The 23,524-nt window shown below is 69.2% G+C and carries 29 protein-coding genes; 3 read left to right on the plus strand and 26 right to left on the minus strand.

Going from position 1 to position 23,524, the window contains the following annotated elements; genetic code table 11:
- Positions 1-188: 188 nt before the first annotated feature.
- The gene (locus PGN14_RS06020) at positions 189-722 is read left to right on the plus strand and encodes a glyoxalase superfamily protein (protein WP_335298514.1); all 534 of its coding nucleotides are present in this window, start codon (positions 189-191) and stop codon (positions 720-722) included.
- Between the two features lie 50 nt (positions 723-772).
- Here PGN14_RS06020 and PGN14_RS06025 read toward each other — a convergent pair whose 3' ends face one another.
- Genes PGN14_RS06025 through PGN14_RS06035 form a run of 3 tightly spaced genes read right to left on the minus strand, consistent with a single transcriptional unit; the run spans position 773 to position 2,098 of the window.
- On the minus strand, positions 773-1,129 hold the full coding sequence (locus tag PGN14_RS06025; protein WP_335298515.1) for a glyoxalase superfamily protein: 357 nt from the start codon (positions 1,127-1,129) through the stop codon (positions 773-775).
- Positions 1,130-1,148: 19 nt separating this feature from the next.
- A complete protein-coding gene (locus tag PGN14_RS06030) occupies positions 1,149-1,568 on the minus strand; it encodes a hypothetical protein (protein WP_335298516.1) in 420 nt (139 codons plus the stop codon).
- A complete protein-coding gene (locus PGN14_RS06035; RefSeq protein ID WP_335298517.1) occupies positions 1,565-2,098 on the minus strand; it encodes a helix-turn-helix domain-containing protein in 534 nt (177 codons plus the stop codon). The genes PGN14_RS06030 and PGN14_RS06035 overlap by 4 nt, the downstream gene beginning before the upstream one ends.
- Before the next feature lie 160 nt (positions 2,099-2,258).
- Here PGN14_RS06035 and PGN14_RS06040 point away from each other — a divergent pair, with 160 nt between their 5' ends.
- Positions 2,259-2,843, plus strand: coding sequence for a GNAT family N-acetyltransferase (locus PGN14_RS06040; protein WP_335298518.1), 585 nt, complete (start codon positions 2,259-2,261; stop codon positions 2,841-2,843).
- Positions 2,844-2,988: 145 nt separating this feature from the next.
- Positions 2,989-3,975, plus strand: a complete 987-nt coding sequence (locus PGN14_RS06045; RefSeq protein ID WP_335298596.1) for a LysR family transcriptional regulator — start codon at positions 2,989-2,991, stop codon at positions 3,973-3,975.
- Here the strand turns inward: PGN14_RS06045 and PGN14_RS06050 are convergent.
- The 23 genes from PGN14_RS06050 to PGN14_RS06160 all read right to left on the minus strand — a co-directional run bounded on the left by PGN14_RS06050 (position 3,923) and on the right by PGN14_RS06160 (position 23,492).
- Positions 3,923-4,147: a DUF2274 domain-containing protein gene (locus PGN14_RS06050; protein WP_335298519.1), complete on the minus strand. Its 225-nt coding sequence runs from the start codon at positions 4,145-4,147 to the stop codon at positions 3,923-3,925. The two genes, PGN14_RS06045 and PGN14_RS06050, sit on opposite strands and share 53 nt — an antisense overlap.
- A 4-nt stretch (positions 4,148-4,151) precedes the next feature.
- A complete protein-coding gene (locus tag PGN14_RS06055; RefSeq protein ID WP_335298520.1) occupies positions 4,152-5,420 on the minus strand; it encodes a TrbI/VirB10 family protein in 1,269 nt (422 codons plus the stop codon).
- On the minus strand, positions 5,417-6,442 hold the full coding sequence (trbG, locus tag PGN14_RS06060; protein ID WP_335298521.1) for a P-type conjugative transfer protein TrbG: 1,026 nt from the start codon (positions 6,440-6,442) through the stop codon (positions 5,417-5,419). The genes PGN14_RS06055 and trbG overlap by 4 nt, the downstream gene beginning before the upstream one ends.
- Complete coding sequence (gene trbF, locus PGN14_RS06065) at positions 6,439-7,128, minus strand: conjugal transfer protein TrbF (protein WP_335298522.1); 690 nt, start codon at positions 7,126-7,128, stop codon at positions 6,439-6,441. The genes trbG and trbF overlap by 4 nt, the downstream gene beginning before the upstream one ends.
- 2 nt (positions 7,129-7,130) lie before the next feature.
- On the minus strand, positions 7,131-8,459 hold the full coding sequence (trbL, locus tag PGN14_RS06070) for a P-type conjugative transfer protein TrbL (protein WP_335298523.1): 1,329 nt from the start codon (positions 8,457-8,459) through the stop codon (positions 7,131-7,133).
- A gap of 1 nt (position 8,460) precedes the next feature.
- The gene (gene trbK-alt, locus PGN14_RS06075; protein ID WP_443019462.1) at positions 8,461-8,736 is read right to left on the minus strand and encodes a putative entry exclusion protein TrbK-alt; all 276 of its coding nucleotides are present in this window, start codon (positions 8,734-8,736) and stop codon (positions 8,461-8,463) included.
- 23 nt (positions 8,737-8,759) lie between these two features.
- Positions 8,760-9,518: a P-type conjugative transfer protein TrbJ gene (gene trbJ / locus PGN14_RS06080; protein ID WP_335298525.1), complete on the minus strand. Its 759-nt coding sequence runs from the start codon at positions 9,516-9,518 to the stop codon at positions 8,760-8,762.
- A complete protein-coding gene (gene trbE, locus PGN14_RS06085; RefSeq protein ID WP_335298526.1) occupies positions 9,515-12,013 on the minus strand; it encodes a conjugal transfer protein TrbE in 2,499 nt (832 codons plus the stop codon). The genes trbJ and trbE overlap by 4 nt, the downstream gene beginning before the upstream one ends.
- A 10-nt stretch (positions 12,014-12,023) precedes the next feature.
- Positions 12,024-12,305, minus strand: coding sequence for a VirB3 family type IV secretion system protein (locus PGN14_RS06090; RefSeq protein WP_335298527.1), 282 nt, complete (start codon positions 12,303-12,305; stop codon positions 12,024-12,026).
- Positions 12,305-12,637: a TrbC/VirB2 family protein gene (locus tag PGN14_RS06095; RefSeq protein WP_335298528.1), complete on the minus strand. Its 333-nt coding sequence runs from the start codon at positions 12,635-12,637 to the stop codon at positions 12,305-12,307. The genes PGN14_RS06090 and PGN14_RS06095 overlap by 1 nt, the downstream gene beginning before the upstream one ends.
- Positions 12,634-13,605 carry a P-type conjugative transfer ATPase TrbB gene (gene trbB / locus PGN14_RS06100; protein ID WP_335298529.1) on the minus strand — a complete coding sequence of 324 codons (972 nt, stop codon included), beginning with the start codon at positions 13,603-13,605 and terminating at the stop codon, positions 12,634-12,636. Before trbB ends, PGN14_RS06095 begins: the two co-directional genes overlap by 4 nt.
- Positions 13,606-13,828: 223 nt before the next feature.
- Positions 13,829-14,242 carry a ribbon-helix-helix protein, CopG family gene (locus tag PGN14_RS06105; RefSeq protein ID WP_335298530.1) on the minus strand — a complete coding sequence of 138 codons (414 nt, stop codon included), beginning with the start codon at positions 14,240-14,242 and terminating at the stop codon, positions 13,829-13,831.
- A gap of 5 nt (positions 14,243-14,247) precedes the next feature.
- A complete protein-coding gene (locus PGN14_RS06110) occupies positions 14,248-16,236 on the minus strand; it encodes a conjugal transfer protein TraG (protein WP_335298531.1) in 1,989 nt (662 codons plus the stop codon).
- 36 nt (positions 16,237-16,272) lie between these two features.
- Entirely contained in the window at positions 16,273-18,042 is a 1,770-nt protein-coding gene (locus PGN14_RS06115; RefSeq protein ID WP_335298532.1) for a relaxase/mobilization nuclease domain-containing protein, read from the minus strand.
- A gap of 361 nt (positions 18,043-18,403) precedes the next feature.
- Positions 18,404-19,060, minus strand: a complete 657-nt coding sequence (locus tag PGN14_RS06120; protein ID WP_335298533.1) for a lytic transglycosylase domain-containing protein — start codon at positions 19,058-19,060, stop codon at positions 18,404-18,406.
- A 111-nt stretch (positions 19,061-19,171) separates the two neighbouring features.
- The gene (locus tag PGN14_RS06125) at positions 19,172-19,507 is read right to left on the minus strand and encodes a DUF736 domain-containing protein (RefSeq protein ID WP_335298534.1); all 336 of its coding nucleotides are present in this window, start codon (positions 19,505-19,507) and stop codon (positions 19,172-19,174) included.
- 45 nt (positions 19,508-19,552) lie between these two features.
- Positions 19,553-20,098 carry a S26 family signal peptidase gene (locus PGN14_RS06130; RefSeq protein ID WP_335298535.1) on the minus strand — a complete coding sequence of 182 codons (546 nt, stop codon included), beginning with the start codon at positions 20,096-20,098 and terminating at the stop codon, positions 19,553-19,555.
- Complete coding sequence (locus tag PGN14_RS06135) at positions 20,095-20,613, minus strand: DUF2840 domain-containing protein (RefSeq protein WP_335298536.1); 519 nt, start codon at positions 20,611-20,613, stop codon at positions 20,095-20,097. The genes PGN14_RS06130 and PGN14_RS06135 overlap by 4 nt, the downstream gene beginning before the upstream one ends.
- A complete protein-coding gene (locus tag PGN14_RS06140; RefSeq protein ID WP_335298537.1) occupies positions 20,610-20,864 on the minus strand; it encodes a ribbon-helix-helix protein in 255 nt (84 codons plus the stop codon). The genes PGN14_RS06135 and PGN14_RS06140 overlap by 4 nt, the downstream gene beginning before the upstream one ends.
- Positions 20,861-21,514, minus strand: a complete 654-nt coding sequence (gene parA / locus PGN14_RS06145) for a ParA family partition ATPase (RefSeq protein ID WP_335298538.1) — start codon at positions 21,512-21,514, stop codon at positions 20,861-20,863. The genes PGN14_RS06140 and parA overlap by 4 nt, the downstream gene beginning before the upstream one ends.
- A 214-nt stretch (positions 21,515-21,728) precedes the next feature.
- Positions 21,729-22,604 (minus strand): replication initiator protein A, encoded by an 876-nt coding sequence (locus tag PGN14_RS06150; protein ID WP_335298539.1) that lies wholly within the window; start codon positions 22,602-22,604, stop codon positions 21,729-21,731.
- 3 nt (positions 22,605-22,607) lie between these two features.
- Positions 22,608-22,889 (minus strand): helix-turn-helix transcriptional regulator, encoded by a 282-nt coding sequence (locus PGN14_RS06155; RefSeq protein ID WP_335298540.1) that lies wholly within the window; start codon positions 22,887-22,889, stop codon positions 22,608-22,610.
- Between the two features lie 180 nt (positions 22,890-23,069).
- The gene (locus PGN14_RS06160) at positions 23,070-23,492 is read right to left on the minus strand and encodes a DUF2285 domain-containing protein (protein ID WP_335298541.1); all 423 of its coding nucleotides are present in this window, start codon (positions 23,490-23,492) and stop codon (positions 23,070-23,072) included.
- Between the last annotated feature and the right edge of the window lie 32 nt (positions 23,493-23,524).

A 23,524-nucleotide genomic window follows, 5' to 3' on the forward strand; every position in this document is an offset into this window, starting at 1 on the left:
CGGGATGCATCCAATTGACAGGCTGCCTGCATCGGCGCAGCGTTCGCGGTGGCTGATGCCGCCGGCCGCTCGCGCCCGATAGGGCATGGTGAAGGCATCGCGACGCATATCCTGTCACCGGACAGTCCCCGGCGATGGATCGGCAAGGCGAGCACCCGATGACCTATCGCCGCGAGTGAGGAACTGTCATGACCACGATCGATCAGGCCAAAGCCATGGCCAAGAGGTTGCGTGCCGCCTTGTCCGCGCACGGAACCGACATCACGCATTCCACCAGTCTCGAGCTGGTTGCCGCTGAACTCGGCCACCGCGACTGGAACACGGCCGCGGCGCGTCTGCCGGCCGCCCCGACCGACGGCATCGCCTTCCGCCAAGCGATTCCGATTCTGCGCATCTTCGATGAAGCGAAGGCACGGGAATTCTATTGCGACTTCCTTGGTTTCGCGGTGACGATGGAGCATCGACACGAGCCGAGCCTTCCACTCTACATGGCGATCGAACGCGCCGGCCTGGAACTCCACCTCAGTGAGCATCATGGCGACGCCAGTCCGGGGTCTACCAGTTTTGTGTGGATGACGGGTGTGGTCGCTTTTCAAGCCGAATTGATTGCGAAGAACTACGGCTATGGCCGTCCCGGCATCGATGATCTGCCCTGGGGCAGACAGGTCGAGGTCGCCGATCCTTTCGGCAACCGTATCCGCTTTTGCGAGCGAAAGGGATGAGCCTCGGGATGGCCGCCTCACGATCGAGAGCATGGCGGCCATCCCACCCATCACGCCGCCTCGTGCGACAGGATGTTCAGCAGCCGTCCGAACGGATCTCGCACGAACAAGCGATGCACGCCCCAGGGTTCGTGGGCCGGGCCGTAGGCAATCTCCTGCCCGGCCGCGACGAGCCGCGCATGCACGGCATCGAGATCGTCGACCTCCATCGATAGATCGGGCACCGGCGTGCCGGAGCCGCCCTCGCTCGCGAAGCTGATCTGCGGCACGGCATGGCCGGACCCGACGAAGGTGACGATCCAGCCGTGGTCCATGCCGATCGTCATGCCTAGTATGTCAGCGTAGAAGGCGCGCGCACGGTTCACGTCGGCGGTCGCGATGTTGGGAACGATCCGGGTCACGCTCATGCTCGTCCCTTCTCTCTGGTCAGTCGTCTTCCCAGGCGATGGCGGCGATGCGCCAGCCTTGCTCCGCCCGCGTCAACTGCATCAGCTTGGCACCGCTGCCGTCATAAGGCGCGCCCTGATGCCGTCCGCTCTTCGCGTAGGTGGAGTGGCGGCAGGCGATATCGCGGAGCACCCGTGTGCTGGCGCCGGTCTCCCATTCATGGAAGTCCGTGAGCGTGCCATCGGCCAACATCCGGGCGCGCGGCGCGATGAAGGTGTCGACCGTCATTGTCTCGAGACCCGCGGCGCGGGTGCGCACGATCACCGCCTCGGGCAGGAACAGGCTCCAGAGCCGGTCCACGGAGATCGCGCGTCCGCCGCGATTGTCGAAGGCCGCGTAGAAGTCGAGGACGAGCGCGTCGATCGCGGGGGCATCGGCCGGATCGCCTGCGTGCGTCATAGAAGCGCCGGCGTTCCGACCCAAAGCACGCGGACCGGCGCCGTCCCGTCGTTGCGCATGCGATAGGGATGGCGTTGTTCGAAATGCGTGCTGTCGCCCGCGTTCAGCGTGAAATGCTCGCGCCCGACCCAGACGTCGAGCGTGCCCTCAAGCACGTACCAGAAACCCTCGCCCTCGCGATGCGAGATCGGGGAGGCATGGCCCGGCGGCACCGTCATGTACAGCGCCTCCATGCGCCGCTCAGCATGGCTGCCGCTGAGGCGCACATACTCGACCGGGCTGGTGCCGACGTGGAGATGCTCGGGCGCTTCGGCGCGGCGGACGATCTGCCCCGGTGGCGGCGTTCCGATGAAATAACCCGTTTCGACGTCCAGCGCGGCAGCGATCTGGGCGAGGGAGACCAGCGACGGCATCGCCTGGTCGCGCTCGACCTGCGACAGGAACGGCACGGACAGGCCGGAGACGCCGGCCAGATCCTTCAAGGTCATACCCAGGCGCTGGCGCCGCTGCCGGATCGCCGCGCCGATCAAGGGCGGGCCATGATCCTCCGGTATGATTGCCTGTGCCGTTCGAGCCACGCCGCGATGCCCCTGTCGATGCAAGCCTGCCCTACCTTGCGACTATGGTATTGTCAAAATAGTTTGACAGAATCATAACGATCGTGGTCCGTTATCGTGGCGGAGGCGTTCGATGCTTGATGATACCGAAGCCACAAAACCGGACAGCGCGATCACGACCTCGCGACTGACCCTGCGCCGGCCGACGCTGGCCGACTTTGGAGACATGACGACGCTCTGGAGCGAACCCGAGGTGATCCGCTACATCGGTGGGCACCCCTTCTCGCCGGAGGAAGTCTGGCAGCGGCTGCTGCGCTACCGAGGGCATTGGGCGCTGCTCGGCTACGGCTATTGGGCCATCCGTGAGACCGCGGCTAATGCGTTCGTCGGCGAAGTCGGCTTTGCCGACTGGCATCGTACTGGGCTGCCCGACATCACCGGAATGCCCGAGGGCGGGTGGGTCCTGAACCCTTCGATGCAGGGCAAGGGCTATGCGGGAGAGGCCCTCGATGCCGCCTTGGCGTGGCTCGACCGTACGATCGATCCGCCTTCATCGGCCTGCATCATCGCGCCAGAGAACCGGCGTTCCCTCAACCTCGCGCAGCGACGAGGCTATCGGATCGTTCGGGAGGCGACCTACCGCGACACCGAGACATGCATTCTGGTGCGCGATAGTCCGACTGGTGAACGATATTCGACAAGTCCGATCGCGAAGTAGCTCATCGTGACATTACTCGCAGAGGGCACGCGGAATTTGACTGCGCCATGGTTTGCATTCTCGATTTCTCGCGATCTACAAGTGGATGACCACGAGGGGAGAGACTGGACGAGCTCGCCTGTTGCCGGCGAAACGGATCGATGAGATGTGGAGGGTGAAGCCGCTATCTGCGATCGAACTTCGCCACCTGCGCTACTTCCTCGCTGCCGCCGAATACGGCAGCTTTCGCAAGGCCAGCAGCGCGCTGGCCGTACAAGAGTCGTCGGTCAGCCGCCGGATCCGGGATTTGGAGGGGCATCTCGGGACTTCCCTGTTCCGGCGGCATAATGGGGGTGTTGCGCTGACACCGGCCGGCCAAGGCTTCCTTCGCGAAACGCGGACGGCCCTGGAGCATCTCGGCGATGGCGTCACTGGCGTCAGTGCGATTGGAAAGAGCGAGAGCGGCAATCTTCGCGTAGGTCTCTTCTCGTCTCTGGCCTCCGGTTTCCTGTCCACGCTCTTTCGTGCCTTCGATGCCGACCGCGCAGGCGTGCGGATCGATTTTAGTGACGGGCATCCGAGCGAACATATCGCGGCGGTGAGGATGCGGCATCTCGACATCGCCTTCATCACCGGCACGACAGAGCATGCAAGATGCGAAACGGCTCATCTCTGGTCCGAACAGGTCTTCGCGGTGCTACCGGCATCCCATCCGCTTGCCGCTCAACCGTCGCTCGTCTGGCGGCAACTGGTCGGTCAAACGTTCATCACCAGCGAGCAGTCGCCCAACAACGAAGTCCACGACGTTCTCATCCGACGCCTGTCCGATCTCGGACAACATCCCGAAGTTCATAGACAGCATGTCGGTCGCGACACGCTGATGTCGCTCGTGGCGATCGGGCTTGGCCTGACGCTCACCAGCGAGGCCGCGACGTCCACGTCGTTCGACGGAGTCGTCTATCGACCGATCGCGGGGGAAACCATCTCCTTCTGCGGCGTATGGCTGCCGCAGAACGACAATCCAGCCTTGCGCCGCCTGCTGAGCATGGCTCGGGCGCGATCCGTGATCGATCAGCCGGTCCGTCCACCAAGCGCTCCGATCACCTGGCAGTCGCTCGGCGGGCTTTCGCAAATTCGCGATCGGTCGCCATGAACCGCTCCAGCATGGGCGCAATCAGGCGAACGGGATCGGCCGCCGGCTGCCCCGTGTCGCGCGCGAGCACGTCTGCATAGGTGACGAGATCGCGGTGAAGGCCGGCGGGCAGTTCGAGCGAGACCTTCACGGGCTTGTCGTCGGCGATCGGTCCGAGCTTCAGCTTCGCCATAGGATCAGCCTCCGTAGGGTTCGAGGACAAGGTCGCGGGTTACAAGCACGCGGACCGGAAAGCCGGGGCGGATCGTCAGCGTCGGCGCGATATCGAGCTGGCGACCGACCACCTGCCGACCGACCTGGCTGACGCCATCCGACGCACCCTGGCGGATCGCGCGAGCGATGTCGCTTTCCTCGCCCGAAGACCCGGCCTGCGCACCAACGGAGAGCAGCGTCGAAAGGCCAGCGGCCTTGGCGAGATCCCACCAGTGGTGGTCCACCCCGTCCTCCAGCCCGGCATAGCCCTCGGCATCGGCACCGGGCTGGCGCTCCAGCACGATCGAGCGGCCGTTCGGGAAGATCAGCCGCGTCCAGACGAGCAGCACCCGCTTCTGTCCGAAGCCGACGCCGTTGTCGTACTGGCCTACGACGCGCGTGCCCTGCGGGACGAGCAGGATGCGGCCGGTCGGGCTGTCGTAGACGTTCTCGGTGACTTGGGCGGTGACCTGCCCCGGCAGGTCGGAGCGGATGCCGGTGATCAGCGCGGCCGGGATGACGGCACCGGCCTGAAGCACGTTCGCCGAGGCGGGCGCGGCGACGCGATCGGGCGACACGGTACGCTTGTCGGGTGCGGCGTCGAGGAAGGCCTGCTGGCGCTGCTGGGCCGATGGCGTTGCCGGCTGTGGGGCGAGGCCTAGACTGGTGAGGTCGGGCTGCGGCAGCGGCGATCCGGGCGTGGTGGATGCCGGCGCGGCATTGTCCGCCAGACGCGCTTCGGTGCCGGCGAACAGCTTGGCGGTGCGCGCCGCCTCCAGCTCCTGTAGGCGCCGCTCCAATTCCTGGCGTCGGCGCTCGGCTTCCGGATCGGGGGCGGCCGGTTGCACGGAACCTCCAATCCCGGGCGTCGGCACCGGCTGGCCGCCGTTCTGCGCGCTGAGGATCGGCCGGCCGAGATCCCCCGGCAGCGGCGGTCCCAGCTTCGGCACGCCGGTATAGTCCTTGGGCAACGCATTGAGCCCGTCGGGCGTGTTGCGATTGCCGGTGGCGAGCAACTCCTCCGATGCCTTGCCGCCATGCTGGCTCTGAAGCCCGTAGACCAGCGCTCCGCCGACGCCGAGGCCGGCAGCCAGGCCGATCCCGGCCAGCACCTTGCGCGACAGCCGCGTCACCCGCGGCGGCTCGGCGCGCAGCCGCATGGCAGAGGCAGGCTCGCCGGTCAGCGACCGGGCTTCGTCGCTCGCAGCGACCGCGGGCTCGACCTCCTCGTTCCGGATCTCGTCGGGGCTCATGAGCTTGGCCGCCCATCGGTGCGCACGATCCGCACGCGCTGCTGGCTCCGGCTCGATCCGAACCGCAACTCGGCGGCGGCGAACAGCCGATCGACGATCATGTGGTTGCCACGGACGCGGTAGTTGACCAGTTCGGACGTGTCGCCCTCAGGCCCGACCACGAACAGCGGCGGCATCTCACCTTGGGCGATGCCGCGCGGGAACTCGATGAAGACTTGCCGGCCGTCGTCGAAGGCGCGCAGCGGCCGCCAGGGTGCGGTGTCGCCGGTGATCGCATAGCGAAAGTTGAGGCTACCGAGATCGACGCCCGACGCCACCGGCTGCGCGGCCTGCGCCTCCGAGTTCTGCCTGCGGAGCGCGATCAGTTGGTCCAGCGGATAGGACCAGGACACCGAGGCCATGTAGGTCCGCTCCGTGGCGCGCAATTCCATGTGATAGGTGCGCCGGTCGGTGTTGATGACGAGGTTGGTCAGGAGGTCGGGCCGGGTCGGCTTGACCAAAATGTGGACCACCTTGCCGGCGCCCGCGCCGCTCTCGGTGTCGCCGATGATCCAGCGAACGGTGTCGCCGGCCGCAACCGGTCCCGAGCCGACCAGCGCCTCGCCCGGCTGGAGCGCGACGTCGGTGATCTGCCCCGGCGCGGCATAGACTTGGTAGAGCGCGCCTTCGGTAAAGGGATAGACCTGCACGGCGTTGATGAAGCCGTTGCGCACCGGCTGCATGCGGGCGGCGGCGTTGGCGACCGCCACACGCGCTGCCGGGTCGGCGAGCTCGGGCGACGGACGGGAGGGGGCCAGCGGCTTCAACTGGCCGGGCAACGGCAACGGCTTGGGTAGCTCGACCACGGTGACCGGAGCGGGCGGATCGACCTTAAGCGCCGCCGGTGCGGCATCGTCGTAGGCGATCTCAGGCGGCTTCTCGAGGTGGGCGCAGCCGGCGAGCGTCGAGGTGCAGAGCAACAGGATGGAAGCGGCGGGCAGCCGGCGAACCGGCCTCCCGTGCTGTCGGGACGGCGGGATCATTGGCCGAGCTCCTTGGACCAGTCGATAGCGGTGACGTAGAGGCCGAGCGGGTTCTTCCGCAGCGTGTCGGCGTCGCGCGGGGTCTGCACCGCCACGGTGAGGATCGCCGACCAGCGCTCGGTGGCGGCGAGTGCACCGTCCTGGTAGCGGCGCTCGGTCCAGGCGATGCGGAAGGAGTCCGGCGAGGCGCGGATCACGCTCGACACCTCGACCGAGACCTGCACCTTGCCGACGCGCGCGAAGGGATCGTTGGCGCGGGCATAGTCGCTGAGCGCCAGCGCACCCTTGTCGGAGGCGAGGTCGTAGGCGCGCAGCCAGTTCTGCCGCAGCACGATCGGGTCGGCCGGCACCGCGCGCACCTGCTCGATGAAACGCGCGAGGTAGAAGGCGACCTGCGGTTCGGTCGGGCGATAGTCTGGCACCGCCGGGGCGATGGCCTGCGCGGCGCCGAGCTTGTCGACCTGCACCACCCACGGCACGATCGAGCCGTTGGCGGACTGCCAGATCAGGCCACCCGCCAACCCGGCGGAGAGCGCCAGCGAGCAGAACGCCATCAGCCGCCAGTTCTTCGCCTGGACGCGGGCGGAGCCGATGCGATCGTCCCAGGCCTGCGCGGCACGCTGGTAGGGCGTCACCGGCTCGGGGGTCTTACCGTAATGCGCGGCGGGTCGTCGGAACGGGATCATGGTCACTCCCCTTGCTCGAGATCGACGGAAGCGCCGCCGCCATGGGCGTCGCCGGACCTGACCGCGTGGGCAGCGGCCTGGACGCCGTGCGAGGCCTTCTGGCCGCGCTGCAGGCGCCGGGCCCAGGCGGGCGGGCTGCCGGCCGCGCCGGAGGATGCGGCCGGGGTGGACGCGGCATCGGTGGCGGCCTCACCGGCGGCGCCATGCCGTCCGGCGTCGAAGCTCTCGCTCATCGAGGCCGCGGCGCGGCGAAACGGACTGGCGATGGCCTGGCCGACCCGCGAAGCGCCCGTGCTCGCGACGTTGCCGAGGCCGGGGGCGACGCCGGCGACGCCCGACTGGCCGGCAGCACCGGCGCTGTAGGCGGCGGACGCGCCACCGGCGAGCGTTGCGCCGCCACGCGCCGTGGCACCGGCGGCGCTGGCGAGCGCCGCGCCGCCCGAGGCGACGCCACCGACGGCCGCCGCGCCGGCCGCAACCATGCCACCCGCGGCGAGCCCGGTCCCGATCGCCGCGCCGGCGCCGAGCTGCGGGCCGCCCGACACGAGCCCGCTGGCGATGCCGGGGCCGAAGATGCCGAGACCCAGCAGTGATAGTGCGGCGAGCACGATCGCCATGGCGTCGTCGATGGTCGGCGTCGCGCCGGCGAAGCCCTTGGTGAACTCGCCGAACAGGGTGGAGCCGATGCCGACGACGACGGCGAGCACCAGCACCTTGATGCCCGACGAGACGACGTTGCCGAGGACGCGCTCGGCCATGAAGGCCGACTTGCCGAACAAGCCGAAGGGGATGAGCACGAAGCCGGCGAGCGTCGTCAGCTTGAACTCGATCAGTGTGACGAAGAGCTGGATCGCGAGAATGAAGAACGCGAGCAGGATCAGCGCCCAGGCGAAAAGCAAGCAGGCGATCTGGATGAAGTTCTCGAAGAACGACACCCAGCCCATCAGCGAGGAGATCGAGTCGAGCAGCGGGCGGCCGGCGTCGAGCCCGGTCTGCGCCACCTTGCCGGGGCGGAGCAGATCGGCGGCGGTGAAGCCGGTGCCGGACGCCTTCAGCCCGAGCCCCGCAAACGAGTCGAAGACAATCCTGGCGAGGTTGTTCCAGTTGCCGATGATCCAGGCGAAGACGCCGACGAACAGCGTCTTCTTGACGAGGCGCGCGATGATGTCGTCGTCGGCACCCCAGGACCAGAACAGGGCGGCGAGCGTCACGTCGATGACGATCAGCGTGGTGGCGATGAAGGCGACCTCGCCGTGCAGCAGGCCGAAGCCGCCGTCGATGTAGCGGGTGAAGACCTCAAGGAAGTGGTCGATGACGCCGGTGCCGCCCATGTCAGCGGCTCCCGGCGAGCGGCACGGCCTTGGCGGGATCAAGGCCCAGGAAGCGCGCCCGGTTCTCGGCCCAGGTCCGCAGGCAGGCCGGATCGCGCGCGGCGGCTTCGCCGAGGAACTGGCATCGCTCCAGCGCAAGGCGCAGCGGATCGGCCGGGGCGGCGGAGACGGTGACCACGACCGCCGCCGGCGGGGCCTCCTCCTTCCGGGTCATCTCCACCGCCGTCGCGGTCACCGCGACGGCGACGAACACGATGGCGCCGATGCGCGCGTGCATCCTACCTTCCATGACGCTCGCCCTCAGTTGCTGCCGTAGAACATCTTGGCGTTGCCCGGCTGGTAGCCGGTGCCCGGCGCCAGGAAGCGGCGGCGCTGCTCCTGCCCTTGCGCGGAGGCCGCGGCCTGCTCGGCATCGTGCAGCGCCTGCGCGCGCCCGTTGGCGGCAACGACGGCAGTCAAGTCGGCGAGCTGCTGCGCCTGAAGCGCGAGGAGCTGGTTGCCGGCCTGTGCGGCCTGGAGCGCGCCGGTGGCGCCCTGGCTCGCGCCGACCAGCGCTGACGTCTGAGTGCGGTTGGTGTCGAGGTTGCCGACGACGCCGGCCTGAACGCGCATCGCATCCTGCAAGCCGCCGACCGTGGTCTGCCAGCGCGAGCGGGCGTTGCTGACGAGCTGCGCGTCGGTCGCCGAGAGCGAGACGCTGCCATACTTCTGCGTGAAGGCTTGGTCGATCGAGCGGACGTCGTAGGCGATGTTCTGCGCCTGGGAGAGGAGCTGCTGGGTCCGGCTGACCGACTGCTGTAGCTGCTGCAGCGAGGAGTAAGGCAGACTCGCGAGGTTGCGGGCCTGGTTCATCAGCATCTGCGCCTGGTTCTGGAGCGAGGTGATCTGCTGATTGATCTGCTGGAGCGCGCGCGCTGCCTGGAGGACGTTCTGCGCGTAGTTCGATGGGTCGAACACGATGATGGCCTGCGCGGGTGTCGCCAGCATCGGCGCGAGGAGGACGGGAGCGGTGAGCAGCGCCGCAGCGAGTCGGACGCTAAGGGAATGGCGCGGTCTCATGGACGTGTCTCCAGGTTGGTGAGGTCGGGGATGAGGTCGGCGGCCCAGCCGGCGTCGCGATGGCGCAGCCAGGCCGCGAGGAAGCCGGCGCGGCTGTGCTCGGCGACGATCCTCGCAATGGCCTGCTGGTCCGTGCGCGAGGATGCGGCGCAGAGCGCCAGCGCCACCTCGCCGAGGCCCAGCTCGAACAGCCGGTTGCCGCGCCGCGACTGGCAGTAATAGTCGCGCTTCGGCGTCGCCCGCGCGAGGATCTCGATCTGCCGGTCGTTGAGGCCGAACCGCCGATAGATGGCGGTGATCTGCGGCTCGATCGCGCGTTCGTTGGGAAGCAGCAGCCGCGTCTGGCAGCTCTCGATGATGGCCGGGGCGATAGCCGACCCGTCGATGTCGCTGAGCGACTGGGTGGCGAAAACGACGCTGGCGTTCTTCTTGCGCAGCGTCTTCAGCCATTCGCGGAGCTGCCCAGCGAAGCCCTCGTCGTCGAGCGCGAGCCAGCCCTCGTCGACGATGATCAGCGTCGGTGCGCCGGTCAGCCGGTCCTCGATGCGGTGGAACAAGTAGGCGAGCACGGCCGGCGCCGCGCCGGTGCCGATCAGCCCCTCGGTCTCGAAGGCCTGCACAGTGCCGGCGCCGAGATGCTCGTGCTCGGCGTCGAGCAGCCGGCCATAGGCGCCGCCGACGCAATAGGGTCGCAGCGCCTGCTTCAGGTCGTTCGACTGGAGCAGCACCGCGAGGCCGGTGATGGTGCGCTCCTCGACCGGCGCGGAGGCGAGCGAGGTCAGCGCCGTCCAGAGATGCTCGCGCACGTCAGGCGTGATCGGCACGCCTTCGCGGATGAGGATGGCGACCAGCCAGTCCGCCGCCCATGCACGCTCCGGCACGTCGTGGACGCGGGCGAGCGGCTGGAGCGCGACGCCGTCATAGGCCGGGTCGAGCGGCGCTAGCGCCTCCTCGATGGCGTCCCACGTCTCGGCCTCGCTGCCGGCCGGACCGATGTCGTTGCCGCCGAGATCGTGCCAGTCACCGCCCATCGCCAGCGCGGCGGCGCGGATCGAGCCGCCGAAGTCGAAGGCGAAGACCTGCGCGCGACGGTAACGCCGAAACTGGAGCGCCATCAGCGCCAGCAGCACCGACTTGCCGGCACCGGTCGGGCCAACGACGAGGGTGTGACCGACGTCGCCGACATGCAGCGACAGCCGGAACGGCGTCGATCCCTCGGTGCGGCCGAACAGCAGCGGTGGCGCGTCGAAGTGCTCGTCGCGCTCCGGCCCGGCCCACACCGCTGAGAGCGGGATCATGTGCGCGAGGTTCAGCGTCGAGACCGGCGGCTGGCGGACGTTGGCGTAGGCGTGCCCCGGTAGCGAGCCGAGCCAGGCATCGACCGCGTTGATCGTCTCCACCATGCAGGTGAAGTCGCGGCCCTCGATCACCTTCTCGGCGAGCCTGAGCTTCTCGTCGGCGATGCGCGGGTCCGCATCCCACACCGTCAACGTCGCGGTGACGTAGGCGACGCCGGCATAGTCCATGCCGAGTTCCTGCAGCGCCATGTCGGCGTCGTTGGCCTTGTTGGAGGCGTCGGTGTCGACGAGGGCAGAAGCCTCGTTGGTCATCACCTCCTTGAGGATCGCCGCGACCGACTTCCTCTTCGCGAACCACTGCCGCCGGATCTTCGTCAGCAGCTTGGTCGCGTCGGTCTTGTCGAGCAGGATGGCGCGGGTCGACCAGCGATACGGAAAGGCGAGCCGGTTCAGCTCGTCGAGCAGGCCCGGCGTGGTGGCGGTCGGGAATCCGGTGACGGTGAGAACGCGGAGATGCTGCGTGCCCAGCATCGGCTCCAGGCCGCCGGTGAGCGGCTGGTCGGCGAGCAGCGCGTCGAGATGCATCGGCGTCTCGGGCACGCGCACGCGGTGTCGCTTGGTCGAGACGCAGGCGTGGAGGTAGGTGAGCGTCTCGGCATCGTCGAGCCAGCGGCAGGCGGGCATGAAGCCCTCGACCAGCTGGAGCAGCCGGTTGGTGCGGTCGACGAAGCCGGCGAGCATCTCGCGCGGGCGCGCTCCGGCATCGGCACGGTTCTCGTATAGCCAGGCTTCGGAGCGCGTCGCGGTCTCCGCCGGCGGCAGGAACAGGATGGAGAGGAAGTAGCTCGACTCGTAGTGTGCGCCTGCCTCCTCGAAGGCAGCGCGCCGCTCGGCGTCGACGAGGGCCGAGGCCGCATCGGGAAAGCGGCTGTCGGGATAGGCGCCGGCCGGGTGACGCTGCGCCTCGACGAAGATCGCCCAGCCCGAGCCGAGACGGCGGAAGGCGTTGTTCAGGCGGCCGGCGACCGCGACCAGCTCGGCCGCGACCGCGCTGTCGAGATCGGGGCCACGAAAGCGCGCGGTGCGCTGAAGCGAGCCGTCCTTGTTGAGGACGACGCCCTCGCCGACCAACGCCGCCCAGGGCAGGAAGTCGGCGAGCCGGGCGGCACGGCTGCGATACTCGGCGAGGTGCATCACGATCGCGCCCTCAGACCGACAGGTGGCCGGGGACGCGCAGGTGTCGGCGCACCACGTCGACGAAGAGCGGGTCGCGCTTGGCCGCCCACACCGCCGCCATGTGGCCGACCACCCAGATGGCGAGGCCGAGCAGCCAGAGCCGCAGGCCGAGCCCGACCGCACCGGCGAGCGTGCCGTTCATGATGGCGACGGCGCGCGGCGCACCGCCGAGCAGGATCGGCTCGGTCAGCGCGCGATGCACCGGCACGGTGAAACCCGGCACCTCGCCGGCCGGATCGGAGACGCCGGCCATCAGACCAGCGCCCCGCCGCCGAAGGAGAAGAACGACAGGAAGAAGGAGCTGGCCGCGAACGCGATCGACAGGCCGAAGACGATCTGGATCAGCCGGCGGAAGCCGCCGGACGTGTCGCCGAAGGCGAGCGTCAGGCCGGTCGAGATGATGATGATCACCGCGACGATCTTGGCGACCGGCCCCTCGATCGACTGGAGGATCTGCTGGAGCGGCTGCTCCCACGGCATCGACGAGCCGGCGGCCTGCGCGGCGGGCGACATCGTCAGGCTGAGCGCAGCAGCAGAAACGGTCAGTGCGAGACGCTGGCGGGCATGCGATAGGGTACGGGTCACGATTGGTCTCCTGGGGTGAGGGCTGCGGAGGGGATGAGAGGAGCGGCAGTGGTGACGGTCGTGGCCGGCACGACGCGGTAGTCGCCGTCGGCCCCGAGCCTTTCGACGCGGGCCAACTCGGCGAGACGGCGCTGCGAGCCGCGCCCAGCGAGCACGGCGACGAGGTCGATCGTCTCGGCGATCAGCGCGCGCGGCACGGTCACCACGGCTTCCTGCATAAGCTGCTCCATGCGGCGCAGCGCGCCGATGGCGCTGCCGGCGTGGATCGTGCCGATGCCGCCGGGATGGCCGGTGCCCCAGGCCTTCAGGAGGTCGAGCGCCTCGGCGCCGCGAACCTCGCCGATCGGGATGCGGTCGGGGCGCAGGCGCAGCGCCGAACGAACGAGATCGGACAGGGAGGCGACGCCGTCCTTGGTGCGCATGGCGACGAGGTTGGGCGCGGCGCATTGCAGCTCGCGCGTATCCTCGATCAGCACCACCCGGTCGGGCCAGCGCGCCACTTCGGCGAGGAGCGCGTTGGTGAGGGTCGTCTTGCCGGTCGACGTGCCGCCCGCGACGAGGATGTTCTTGCGCTCGCCCACCGCCAGCCGCAGCAGCGCGGCCTCAGCGAAGGTCATGATGCCGGCGTTGGCGTAGTCGTCGAGCGTGAACACCGCGACGGCGGGCTTCCGGATCGCAAAGGCCGGCGCGGCGACGACCGGGGGCAGCAGCCCCTCGAACCGCTCCCCGGTTTCGGGCAGCTCGGCCGAGACACGCGGGGCGCCGGCATGGACCTCGGCGCCGACATGGTGCGCGACGAGGCGGACGATGCGCTCGCCGTCGGCGGCATCGAGCCGCTCGCCCGTGTCGGCGAGGCCGTCCGAAAGCCGGTCGATCCAGAGCCGCCCGTCGGGGTTCAGCATCACCTCGACGATTGTCGGATCGTCGAGGAAGCGGGCGATGGCCGGGCCGAGCGCCGTGCGCAGCATCCGCGCGCCACGCGATCTCGCCTCCGATCGTCCGTGCTGAACCACGCTGTTCGCCCCGTCGTCATCGGACCGCACCGTGCGGCCCTGGATCGGGGTCGAGTAGAAGAGGCCCTAAACGCCCAAGTTCAACAAGTTTCCATCGTGGTAGTAGTGTGGCGTGCAAATACAGGTGATCGGCGGCGCCAAGTTCTGGAACCGGCCATGACGGCGACGCTTCGACGACTCAGGCACTGTCACCGCCAATGTCGTCTGGTATCTCGTTCAGCACGCTGCGGCCCTTCTGCAACTGGCGCCCGAGCGTCTGGATGAACCCGTCGAACCGCTCGCGCCCTTTGATCTGCGCGGTCGACTGCGCGTCCTCGGGCAGGGGCGGTGTGATCGTCAGCCAGAAGCGCACGAACAGCGCGAGCATGTCGGCGGTGATGCGCTGGTCGCGCTCGACCCGCGCCATCTGCCGGGCGAGCTTGTCGAGGCGGCGCGTGAACGCTGCCTCGCGCTTGTCGAGCGCATCGGGGGACAGAAACGAGGCGACGGCTGCCTCGACGATGGAGGAGCGCGGCAGTCGTTTGCGCTCGGCCAGCTCGTTGATCCGCCCAATCATCTCGGCCGGCAGGGTCAGGTTGAGGCGGTCGCGCATCGGCGTCACAGCTCCATGCCGTCGCCGGGGTCAAGCGACACCTGCCGCGCGATCCCACGCATCTGCTGACGCATCGCCCGGGCCTGCCGGGCGGCATCGTCCTCCTCGTCGTCTATCATCACCGCGAACTCGTCGGCGGGCGCCTTCGCGATCTCCGGCACGATGGCGACATGCTCGGGCAGTTCCGGCTCGCGCCGCAGCCCGGCGTTCGCCTTGTCCGCCTCGGCTGCTCTGGCCGCGGCGAGCAGCGCCGCGTCCGGCTGTATCGGCGCCAGCGTCGACCAGCCGTCGGTGCGTTTCGATCGACCGGACTTCGCCGGATCGGGCGGCGGCAGGACGCGCTCCTTGAACCGCGCATCCTCATAGTAGCGCGCCTTCTTCGCCCGGATCGGCGGCGTGCCCGCGACCATGACGATCTCGTCGGCGGGGGGAAGCTGCATGACCTCGCCGGGCGTCAGCAGCGGCCGCGCCGTCTCCGAGCGCGACACCATGAGGTGACCCAGCCAAGGCGAGAGCCGGTGCCCGGCATAGTTCTTCTGCGCCTTCATCTCGGTCGCGGTGCCGAGCGCGTCCGAGACCCGCTTGGCGGTGCGCTCGTCGTTGGCGGCGAAGCTGACGCGCACATGGCAGTTGTCGAGGATCGAGTTGTTGTTGCCGTAGGCCTTCTCGATCTGGTTCAGCGACTGCGCGATCAGAAAGGCCTTCAGGCCGTAGCCGGCCATGAAGGCGAGCGCGGACTCGAAGAAGTCGAGGCGGCCGAGCGCCGGGAACTCGTCGAGCATCATCAGGACGCGATGCTTGCGCTCCTTGGCGTGCAAGTCCTCGGTCAGGCGGCGGCCGATCTGGTTCAGCACGAGCCGGATCAGCGGTTTGGTGCGCGCGATGTCGGACGGCGGCACCACGAGGTAGAGCGTGGCGGGCGCGGCGTCGGCCACCAGGTCGGCGATGCGCCAGTCGCAGCGGCGCGTCACCTCCGCCACCACCGGATCACGATAGAGGCCGAGGAACGACATGGCGGTGGAAAGGACGCCCGAGCGCTCGTTGTCGGACTTGTTCAGCAGTTCTCGGCCTGTCGACGCCACGACGGGGTGGACGCCGGCCTCGCCCAGATGCGGCGTCGTCATCATCGCCTGCAGCGTCGCCTCGATCGAGCGCTTCGGGTCGGAGAGGAAGGCGGCGACGCCGGCGAGCGTCTTGTCGGCCTCGGCGTAGAGGACGTGGAGGATGGCGCCGACCAGCAGCGAGTGGCCGGTCTTCTCCCAGTGATTGCGCTTCTCCAGACTGCCTTCCGGATCGACCAGGATGTCGGCGATGTTCTGGATGTCGCGGATCTCCCACTCGCCGCGCCGGACCTCGAGCAGCGGGTTGTAGGCGGCGGACGCGGCGTTGGTCGGATCGAACAAGAGCACGCGGCCATGGCGGGCGCGGAAGCCGGCGGTGAGCTGCCAGTTCTCGCCCTTGATGTCGTGGACGATCGCCGAGCCGGGCCAAGTCAGCAACGTCGGCACGACGAGGCCGACGCCCTTGCCCGAGCGGGTCGGCGCGAAGCACAAGACATGCTCCGGCCCATCGTGGCGGAGATAGGCGCGGTCGAGCTTGCCGAGCAGCACGCCATCGGCGCCGAGCAGCCCGGCCGCCTGCACCTCCGCCGCCTCCGCCCAGCGTGCCGAGCCGTAGGTCTCGACGCGCTTGGCTTCCCGCGCCCGCCACACCGACATGCCGATCGCGACCGCGATGGCGATGAAGCCGCCGGACGCGGCGATATAGGCGCCCTCGACGAAGATCGACGGGGCATAGGCATCGTAGGAGTACCACCACCAGAAGAAAGCGGGCGGCAGGTAGAACGGAAAGCGTAGCAGCGTGAACCAAGGCGGTCCGAGCTCCGGCTGGAAGGCGAGCCGCCAGGCGACCCACTCGGTGGCGCCCCAAACGCAGGCGAGCACGATCAAGAAGACGGTGAGGATCTGGCCCCAAAGGATCTTGGTGGCGGTCATACGCCAAGCACCTGGTTCATCTGGCACTCCTTTCGTTCAGAGACCGAGCCCGAGGTCGCGCTTGCGCCCGAGGCCCCATTCGATGCCGCCGCCTTCCTTGGCGACGCCGGTGACGTGCTGGCCGAGCTTCTTCTCGATCTCCTTGGCCCAGGGCACGAGCTGGAAGCCGAGGCCGTCATCGACCATCGCGAAGCGGCCGGAGGTGAGGACGAGCTGGCGGCGGTAGGTGCCGGCGACATGCTCGCCGGCTGCCGGCTTGACGTGCCGCAGACCAGTCTCGGCCGAGAGCCGCTCGCCGACCGCATCGAGCTCGCGCTGGCGCAGCGTCGCGATCAGGTCGCGCTGGAGGAGGATGCGCTGGCCGTCGCGGCGGGCGAGACCCTGACCGGCGAGATGCTCGGCACGCGCCTGCATGGCGTCGCGTGCCTCGCCGCCGAACCCGCCGGTCGACAGCGACATGCGCTCGCGTTCGACGAGGCGATGATCGAGCCAGGTCGCGCCCGGCGCGGTCACCTGCGCGGCGAGGTCGAGGTCGGACCGGGTGGCGAGCACCAGCGTCGGGCGCGGGTCGTCCCCATGCCCGAAGCGCCGCACCTCGACGATGCCGCCGGTGGCCGGCGCGTGTTCGAACGCCTCGATGCCGCGGAAGCGGACATGGTGGGCACGGCCGTCGGTGCCGTCGATCACGGCATAGGCCTCGCCGGTCAGCTCGTCATGCAGCCCGCGATCGATCAGCCGGCCGACGATCGGCGCGCCAGCCCCACCGCCGTCGATGGTGTAGTCGGCGAGGCCGCGATCCTGGCCACGCTCGGTGAAGGCACGGTGCATGGTCTTGATGATGTCGCCGCGCATGCCGAGATCGCGCAGCCGCTGCTCGGCGTCGAGCCCGACCATCCACTCGCCGGGTGCGGCGGGACTAGCGAGACCCATCGTCTGAAGATGCTGGAGCCGCCCGACCATCAGGCGGCGGATCTCGGGATCGTCGGGGCCGGTGCGCTCGGGTCGGAGATCGATCAGTCCGACGTCGTCGGCATGGTAGCGGATCTCGGCATCGAGCCGCGTCCAGCGCTCGGCCGTGACCTCCTTCTCCAGCGCATTCCTGACCTCGTGCTCCGGCTTAGGGCCGAGCTCGATCGCGACAAGGTCCTCGGCGCGCGAGCGCAGGCTGCGGCTCATGTAGTCGCGCGAGATGACGAGGTCGGCGCCGCTCTCGTCGACGCCGCGCACGAGCAGGTGGACGTGCGGGTTGTCGGTGTTCCAATGATCGACGGCGACCCAGTCGAGTCGGGTGCCGAGGTCGGCCTCCATCTGCTTCGTCAGGTCGCGGGTGAAGGCCTTCAGGTCCTCCATCCCGGCGGCGTCCTCGGGCGAGACGATGAAGCGGAAGTGGTGGCGGTCGCCCTGGCAGCGTTCGGCGAAAGCGCGATCGTCGGCGCGATCGGTGTCGGCGTCGAACAGCACGCCGCGCTCGCCGTCCCGGCTGACGCCGTCGCGCTTCAGGTAGGCGACGTGCGCCGAGACAGGCGCGGAGCGGAACGCCTTGCCGGCATGGCGGGCAATGCGCGCCTTGACGACGACGCGGCGGTTGGAGCCGAACAGGCGCGAGCGGCCGAACTTGCCGCGGCCCCGGCCGAAGGTCGAGCGGCCGTAGGCGGAGGACCGTGCGTGGCCCGCGGTGAAGCTGCCGGTATGACCGGCCGTCCGCGCGGCGCGGATCACCTGGTCGATGACGCTCTTCGTGCCGCCGGAGGGGCCGGAGCGGATGCGGCCGGGCCGGACGCGCAGATCGCTGTCGCGCTCGCTCACGATCGCCCTCCGGCGAGGGCATCGGAGCGGCTGTGCATACCGAAGCGTTGAAAAGGCTCAAGAAAACCGGGCAGCATGCCCGCGACCGACCGCGGTGCACGGAAGAAAGTCAGTCGCGCCAGCGACTTACGACGATCCGGGCATCGGCTTTTATCTCGCCCTCTGTCCGTCGTTTCTGTCTGCTCCCTCCCGAATACCGTGCAACACCCTCCGCACCACGCTATGTCACGCCAGCGTGCGACCGACATGGTGGCCAGCCATCGTGAGCTGAAAACCTCACCGATCGGGTGTTGAGGCGTCATCGGGACGGATGCTGATCCGGCCTCGTGCTGCGTTCCGGCTGCGATGTCGGGCATCGCGTTCACCGTGCTTCTCCGTCGCCGGACCGCGCCACGAACAGACCGCCGGACTGCGGCACGATCGCAGAGAGGTCGCGCACGTTAGAACCACCCGAACTGCCGTCATCCCGCGATCCGGCTACCTCGGAGTTTGCAGCCACTCGACGCTCCGGCTGCGCGGCGAATAGCGACGCGCGGGTCCAGGCGAACGGATCGGCGGCAGCGAGACGGACTGGACCACCGGCAGCTTGGCCGTCGATCGCCGGTCCGAGCGCCGCGACATAGCCGATCGTCTCGGCCGGCAGTGCACGTCCGGCTCGCGACGCCTCGTAGCGTCCCGGTCCGGCATTGTAAGCGGCCAGCATCGCGTCGACGCTGCCGTAGCGGTCGTACATGGCGCGCAGGTAGGCCGCGCCCGCCAGGATGTTCGCGCGGGGCTCGTAGGGATCGCGCCCGAGCGCGTGCCGGCCGCTCAGATAGGTCCACGTCGAGGGCATGATCTGCATCAGGCCCATCGCTCCCTTGGGCGAGGTCGCGTCGGCGCGGCCACGGCTCTCGATCCGCATTACCGCGCGGATCCACGCCTCCGGGATGCCGAAGCGCTGCGCCGCCTCCGCGATGTGCGCGGCGAACGGATCGGGCGCCAGCCGTGCCCGGATCGGCGTCTGCGCGGAGGCCATGCCGGTACTCGGCGAGCCGCAGGCAAAAAGGCCGGAAAGGAGACAGAGGGAGATGCGGCTGCGACGATCCCGTCGTCCGACCGTCGATCGGCTGCGAAGCCGGCGCACGGTTCAGCCCCGCTCACCGCGCTTGGGCGCGCGGTTCCAGTGCAGGCCCCAGGTCATATCGTCGTCGCCCGAGCGGAAGAGATTGGCGCGGATGGGGGCAAGGAAGACGGGATCGTCGATCAGCACCGCGACATAGTCGCCGGCCCGCTCGCCGCGCCGCTTCCAGCCGGCGCCAACCTCCGGCCCGTCCTCGTCGCCGAGATGGATGCGATAGTCGGGCGCGTTCTCGGCGTCGGACGGCTCGGCCGGCCCGATGACGAACTCGGTGTCGAAGGACAGGGTGCGGATGCGACCGGTGAAGCCGGTGGATGTGCGCGTGAAGTGACCGATGAGCGGCATGGAGGCCTCCGTGGTTGCGGGTTCGGGTTGAGGATGGCGGCGCGATCAGCGCGTCGGCGCACGCCAGACGAAGCGGCCGTCGCCGTCTTCGTCGGTGTATAGCGGCGTCGCGGTGCCGATCACGGTAGAGGCCGGCAGCGGACCGAAGTAGCGACCGTCCAGGCTATCAGGGACGGCACCGTTCATCAGGAACAGCTCGCCGGTTCCGAGCCGCCGGCAGCCTCGCCAGACCGGCAGCGGTCGACCGAGCCGGTCGCGGTCGAGCGCGTCCCCAAAGGGCACGCCGTCGACGGTGATCGTGCGGTCCTGCCGGCAGACTTCCTGCCCCGGCCGTGCCGCGACATGCTTCATCAGCGGCACATCGAGCGGCAGGTAGTGCCGTTCCGCCAGGAAGCGCGCGAGCAGCGCGGGCGGTCGGACCGCGATGAGATCGCCGACGCCCGGGCGCGCGTCCGGATGGAGCGCGTAGAGTCCGACCGGCACGCTCGCTGACGCGTTCCAGATCAGCCGCGGGGTCACGCTGATGCAGGTCAGCATCGCGACGAGCAGCACGGCGAGTGCGGTCGCGAGGACATAGAAGCGGCGGCTCATCGCCCCATGCTCCGCCGCAGGACAAAGGCGCGGTGTTGCTCGGCCGTGTAGCGGCGCAGCTCCTGGCCGACGCCGATGCGGCTGTGGACGTGCCGCCAATGGTCCGGCGAGACATCGACCGGATCGATGCGGAGGGACTCGATCGCATCGACGTGCTGAAGGACGCGCTCGACCTTCGGCCAGCCCTCGATCTTCAGGAGGATTGCGCCGCCCGGCTGCACGAAGGGCAGCGTCTGGAACGCCGTGCCCGGTTCGACCGCCTGCACGATGTCGATGCGCGAGACGATCGTGCCGTAGTCGTTGGCGGCCCAGCGCACGAAGGCGAAGACGCTGCCTGGACGAAAAGACACGACGCGACGGCGGCGGTCGAGAATCCGGTCGGCCGCGACTGCGCCGAAGCGGATCCAGTTTTCGATGCGCTTCTCGACGTAGGTCAGCTCGACATGGGTCAGGCCATCGGGCGGCGGCGATGACGCGGGCGCGACGGCGACGCCGGGCACGGGAACGCCGGTCATGACTGGTCTCCTGCGGTGGGTGGGAACTCGCGCGCGAGCAGCTCGCGCAGCATGTCGGCGACGGTGATGCCGCGCCGGAAGGCGGCGATCTTGATCCGGCCGCGCTGATCGGGCGTGACGTCGATCGTCAGCCGCGCGGTGAAGCCGGCGTCGCCCTCGGTGCGACGAGCCGGCGCTTCGGCCGTCCGGACCCAGCGTTCCGGATCGGCGGGCCGGGTGGCGAAGCCGCGTCGGGTCGGACGATCGCTCACGACGTCGCCCCCGGGATGCCGAGCCGCTCGATCTCGTCGGCCAGCGCCGCGATCTCGCGCGCGGCGGGTGCATCGCCGTCGAGCTCCGAGACGAGACGGCCCACCTGCGCGGCGGCCGCGAAGGCAACGCGCTGGCCGATCGACGTGGCGAGGACCGGCGGATCGTGCTCGGCGAGCGTCTCAGCCGTCTCGCGCGCCATGACGGTGCGCGCCGCGCAGCGATTGAGGACGAAGCGGGCGATGAGGTTCGGGCGGTAGATGCGCGCCTCGGCGACAAGCGCCAGCATCTCGGCCGAGGCCCAGCCGTCGAAGGGCGATGGCTGAACCGGGATCAGCACGAGGTCGGCGGCGAGCAGCGCTGAGCGCATCAGCCCGGCGACGCGCGGCGGCCCGTCGATCACGACATGGTCGACGGATCGCGCCAACTCCGGCGCTTCCCGGTGCAGCGTGTCGCGGGCGAGGCCCAAGACGCCGAACAGCCGCGGCGCACCGTCCCGGCCGCGCGCCTGCGCCCAATCCAGCGCCGAGCCCTGCGGATCCGCGTCGATCAGCGTGACGCGCTCCCCTCTTCCGGCCCATTCACCGGCGAGATGCAGGGCGAGCGTCGTCTTGCCGACACCGCCCTTCTGGTTGAGCAGCGCCACGATCATGACGCGCTCCCGGCTCGGTAGGAGCGAAGCGTGCGGGTTGTCGTAGAAACGGCGGGATGCGTTAGAAGAATTACGAAGTAATTCTGGTTAGTAGTGTTAGAGGGCGCGCAAGCTGCTGACTTCAAATGCTGAATCGGCGATTTCGGTCCCCGATAGCACGAGCCTGCGGTCCCCGATGGCACGAGGGTTCCGGTCCCCGATAGCACGAGGGGATTCACAGCTTATCCCCAGGCTGGGCCACGCGGCGAGGGCGCGGCGTGTAGCTGAAGGGCGGCAGCTCGGTCGGCGCGAAGGCGAGCCGATCGGGGCTGCATCCGCCGGCTTCGAGCGTCAGCCGATAGCCCGGCAGCGGCTGGCGACGCACGATCTCGCGCAGATCGTAGGCGAAGTGCTTGAGGGGCGAGAGCGAGCCGGATTTGGCGTGGAGGTGCGGGAGATCGAAGCTCCAGCCGCCCTCCTGCCGGCCGCCGTGCTTGCGCACGAGGCGGTAGAGCCAGCGCTCCAGCCCGCCCGTCAGGTCGAAGTAAGCCCGGTCGATGGTGAGCACGAGCGCGTCGTCGAGGACGGCGGCGAAGAACCAGTCGGGCAGGATCAGTTCGAGGCCGAGCGGCCGGCCGGAGGCGTCGGCGCGCTCCTTCCACTCGTTGATCCAGGAGAAGCGGTGCAGCCGCCGCTCGGTCGGCTGGCGGATCGAGGTCGCGATCGTGGTCGATTGGAGACGGTCGAGGGCGGCCTTCAGGCGGTCGTAGTCGCGCAAGCTGACGCCGCGGCCGATGAAGTTGAGGATCTCGTAGGGCGTCGTCGCCATCAGGCGCGACGGCTTCAGCCCGGCATCGCGGGCCTCTACGATCTGGCTTGCCGCCCAGATCAGCACGTCGGCGTCCCAGATCGTCGCCATGCCGTGTTCAGGCACAGCCTCGACGCGGATCACGACCGTGCCGGCGCGAAAGTCGATGGGCGCGAGGCGCTTCGACTTGGCGAGCGAGAAGAAGGGATAGGCCATGAGATCCTGCGCATCGCGGGGGGCGAGGTCGCCGGGCAGCGCCCGGAACAGGTCGAGTTGCGCGCGTTCGCCGGCGTCACGGGTCACGCGTCAGCGCGCGTAGCGGCCGGGCTGCGCCACGGCGGGCAAGGCGTGGCGCTTGGCAGGCAGCACGGACCCACGCGGGTCTGAGGTCGAGGTCACGGCGCCGCGCGCCGTCCACGTCTGCAGGTCGTCGACGGAATAAACGACGCGGCCGCCGAGCTTGCGATATGCCGGGCCGGTTCCGTAGGTCCGGTGCTTCTCCAGCGTGCGGGCGGAGAGGCTCAGGAACTCGGCCGCTTCCTTGGTGCGCAGGTAGCGCGGCGGCAAAACGGCGGCGTCGGGGCGCATGGATCGGCCTTTCGTGAGGGTCGCGCGCACCGCCGGTCAGCGGCGGTGAACACGGGTCACGATGGCGAAGCAGGACCGGCGAAGTGCAGCGTGAATTCGGGGGATGGCGAAATCGCGCACCGCCGCGCGGCGCAACATTCGGCGCGTCAACACGACAAGCGAAGCCAGGGATGACTTCGTTCAGGGCTGCCGACGATGGCGGAGGAGCCTGCGATAGCCGCCGGCGATCAGGGCGCGGGCGTCCCGAAGCAGCGCCGCGACGGCATGGCGAGCCGATGACGCCTGCCATTCGTCGCGGTTCACGCGCTCGGCATGGAGCACGACTTGGGCGATCTCCTGGTGTGTCGCACCGGATCGGCTGCCGTCGATGGCTTGCAGCATGCGGCGCTGACGCCGGCGCTGCTGGCGGGTCAGGCGTGTGTCGGCGGGAACGGCGCGTCCGTGAAGCCGGGACAGGAGTTGTCGGATCGCCTCGACGCGGTCGAACCCGTCGAGGCCGAGCGGCACGAGCGCCATGAGCGTGTCGCACCCGTCGACGGTGATGCGGAGCAGCGGCAAGGTTCGGCTGTCGCCGAGATCGAAGGCGACCGACCTGGCTTCCATGTTGGAAGGGGCTGTCGCACCGCCGCCTCCGT

This window comes from Sphingomonas adhaesiva, assembly GCF_036946305.1.
Taxonomy (GTDB): Bacteria; Pseudomonadota; Alphaproteobacteria; order Sphingomonadales; family Sphingomonadaceae; genus Sphingomonas; species Sphingomonas adhaesiva_B.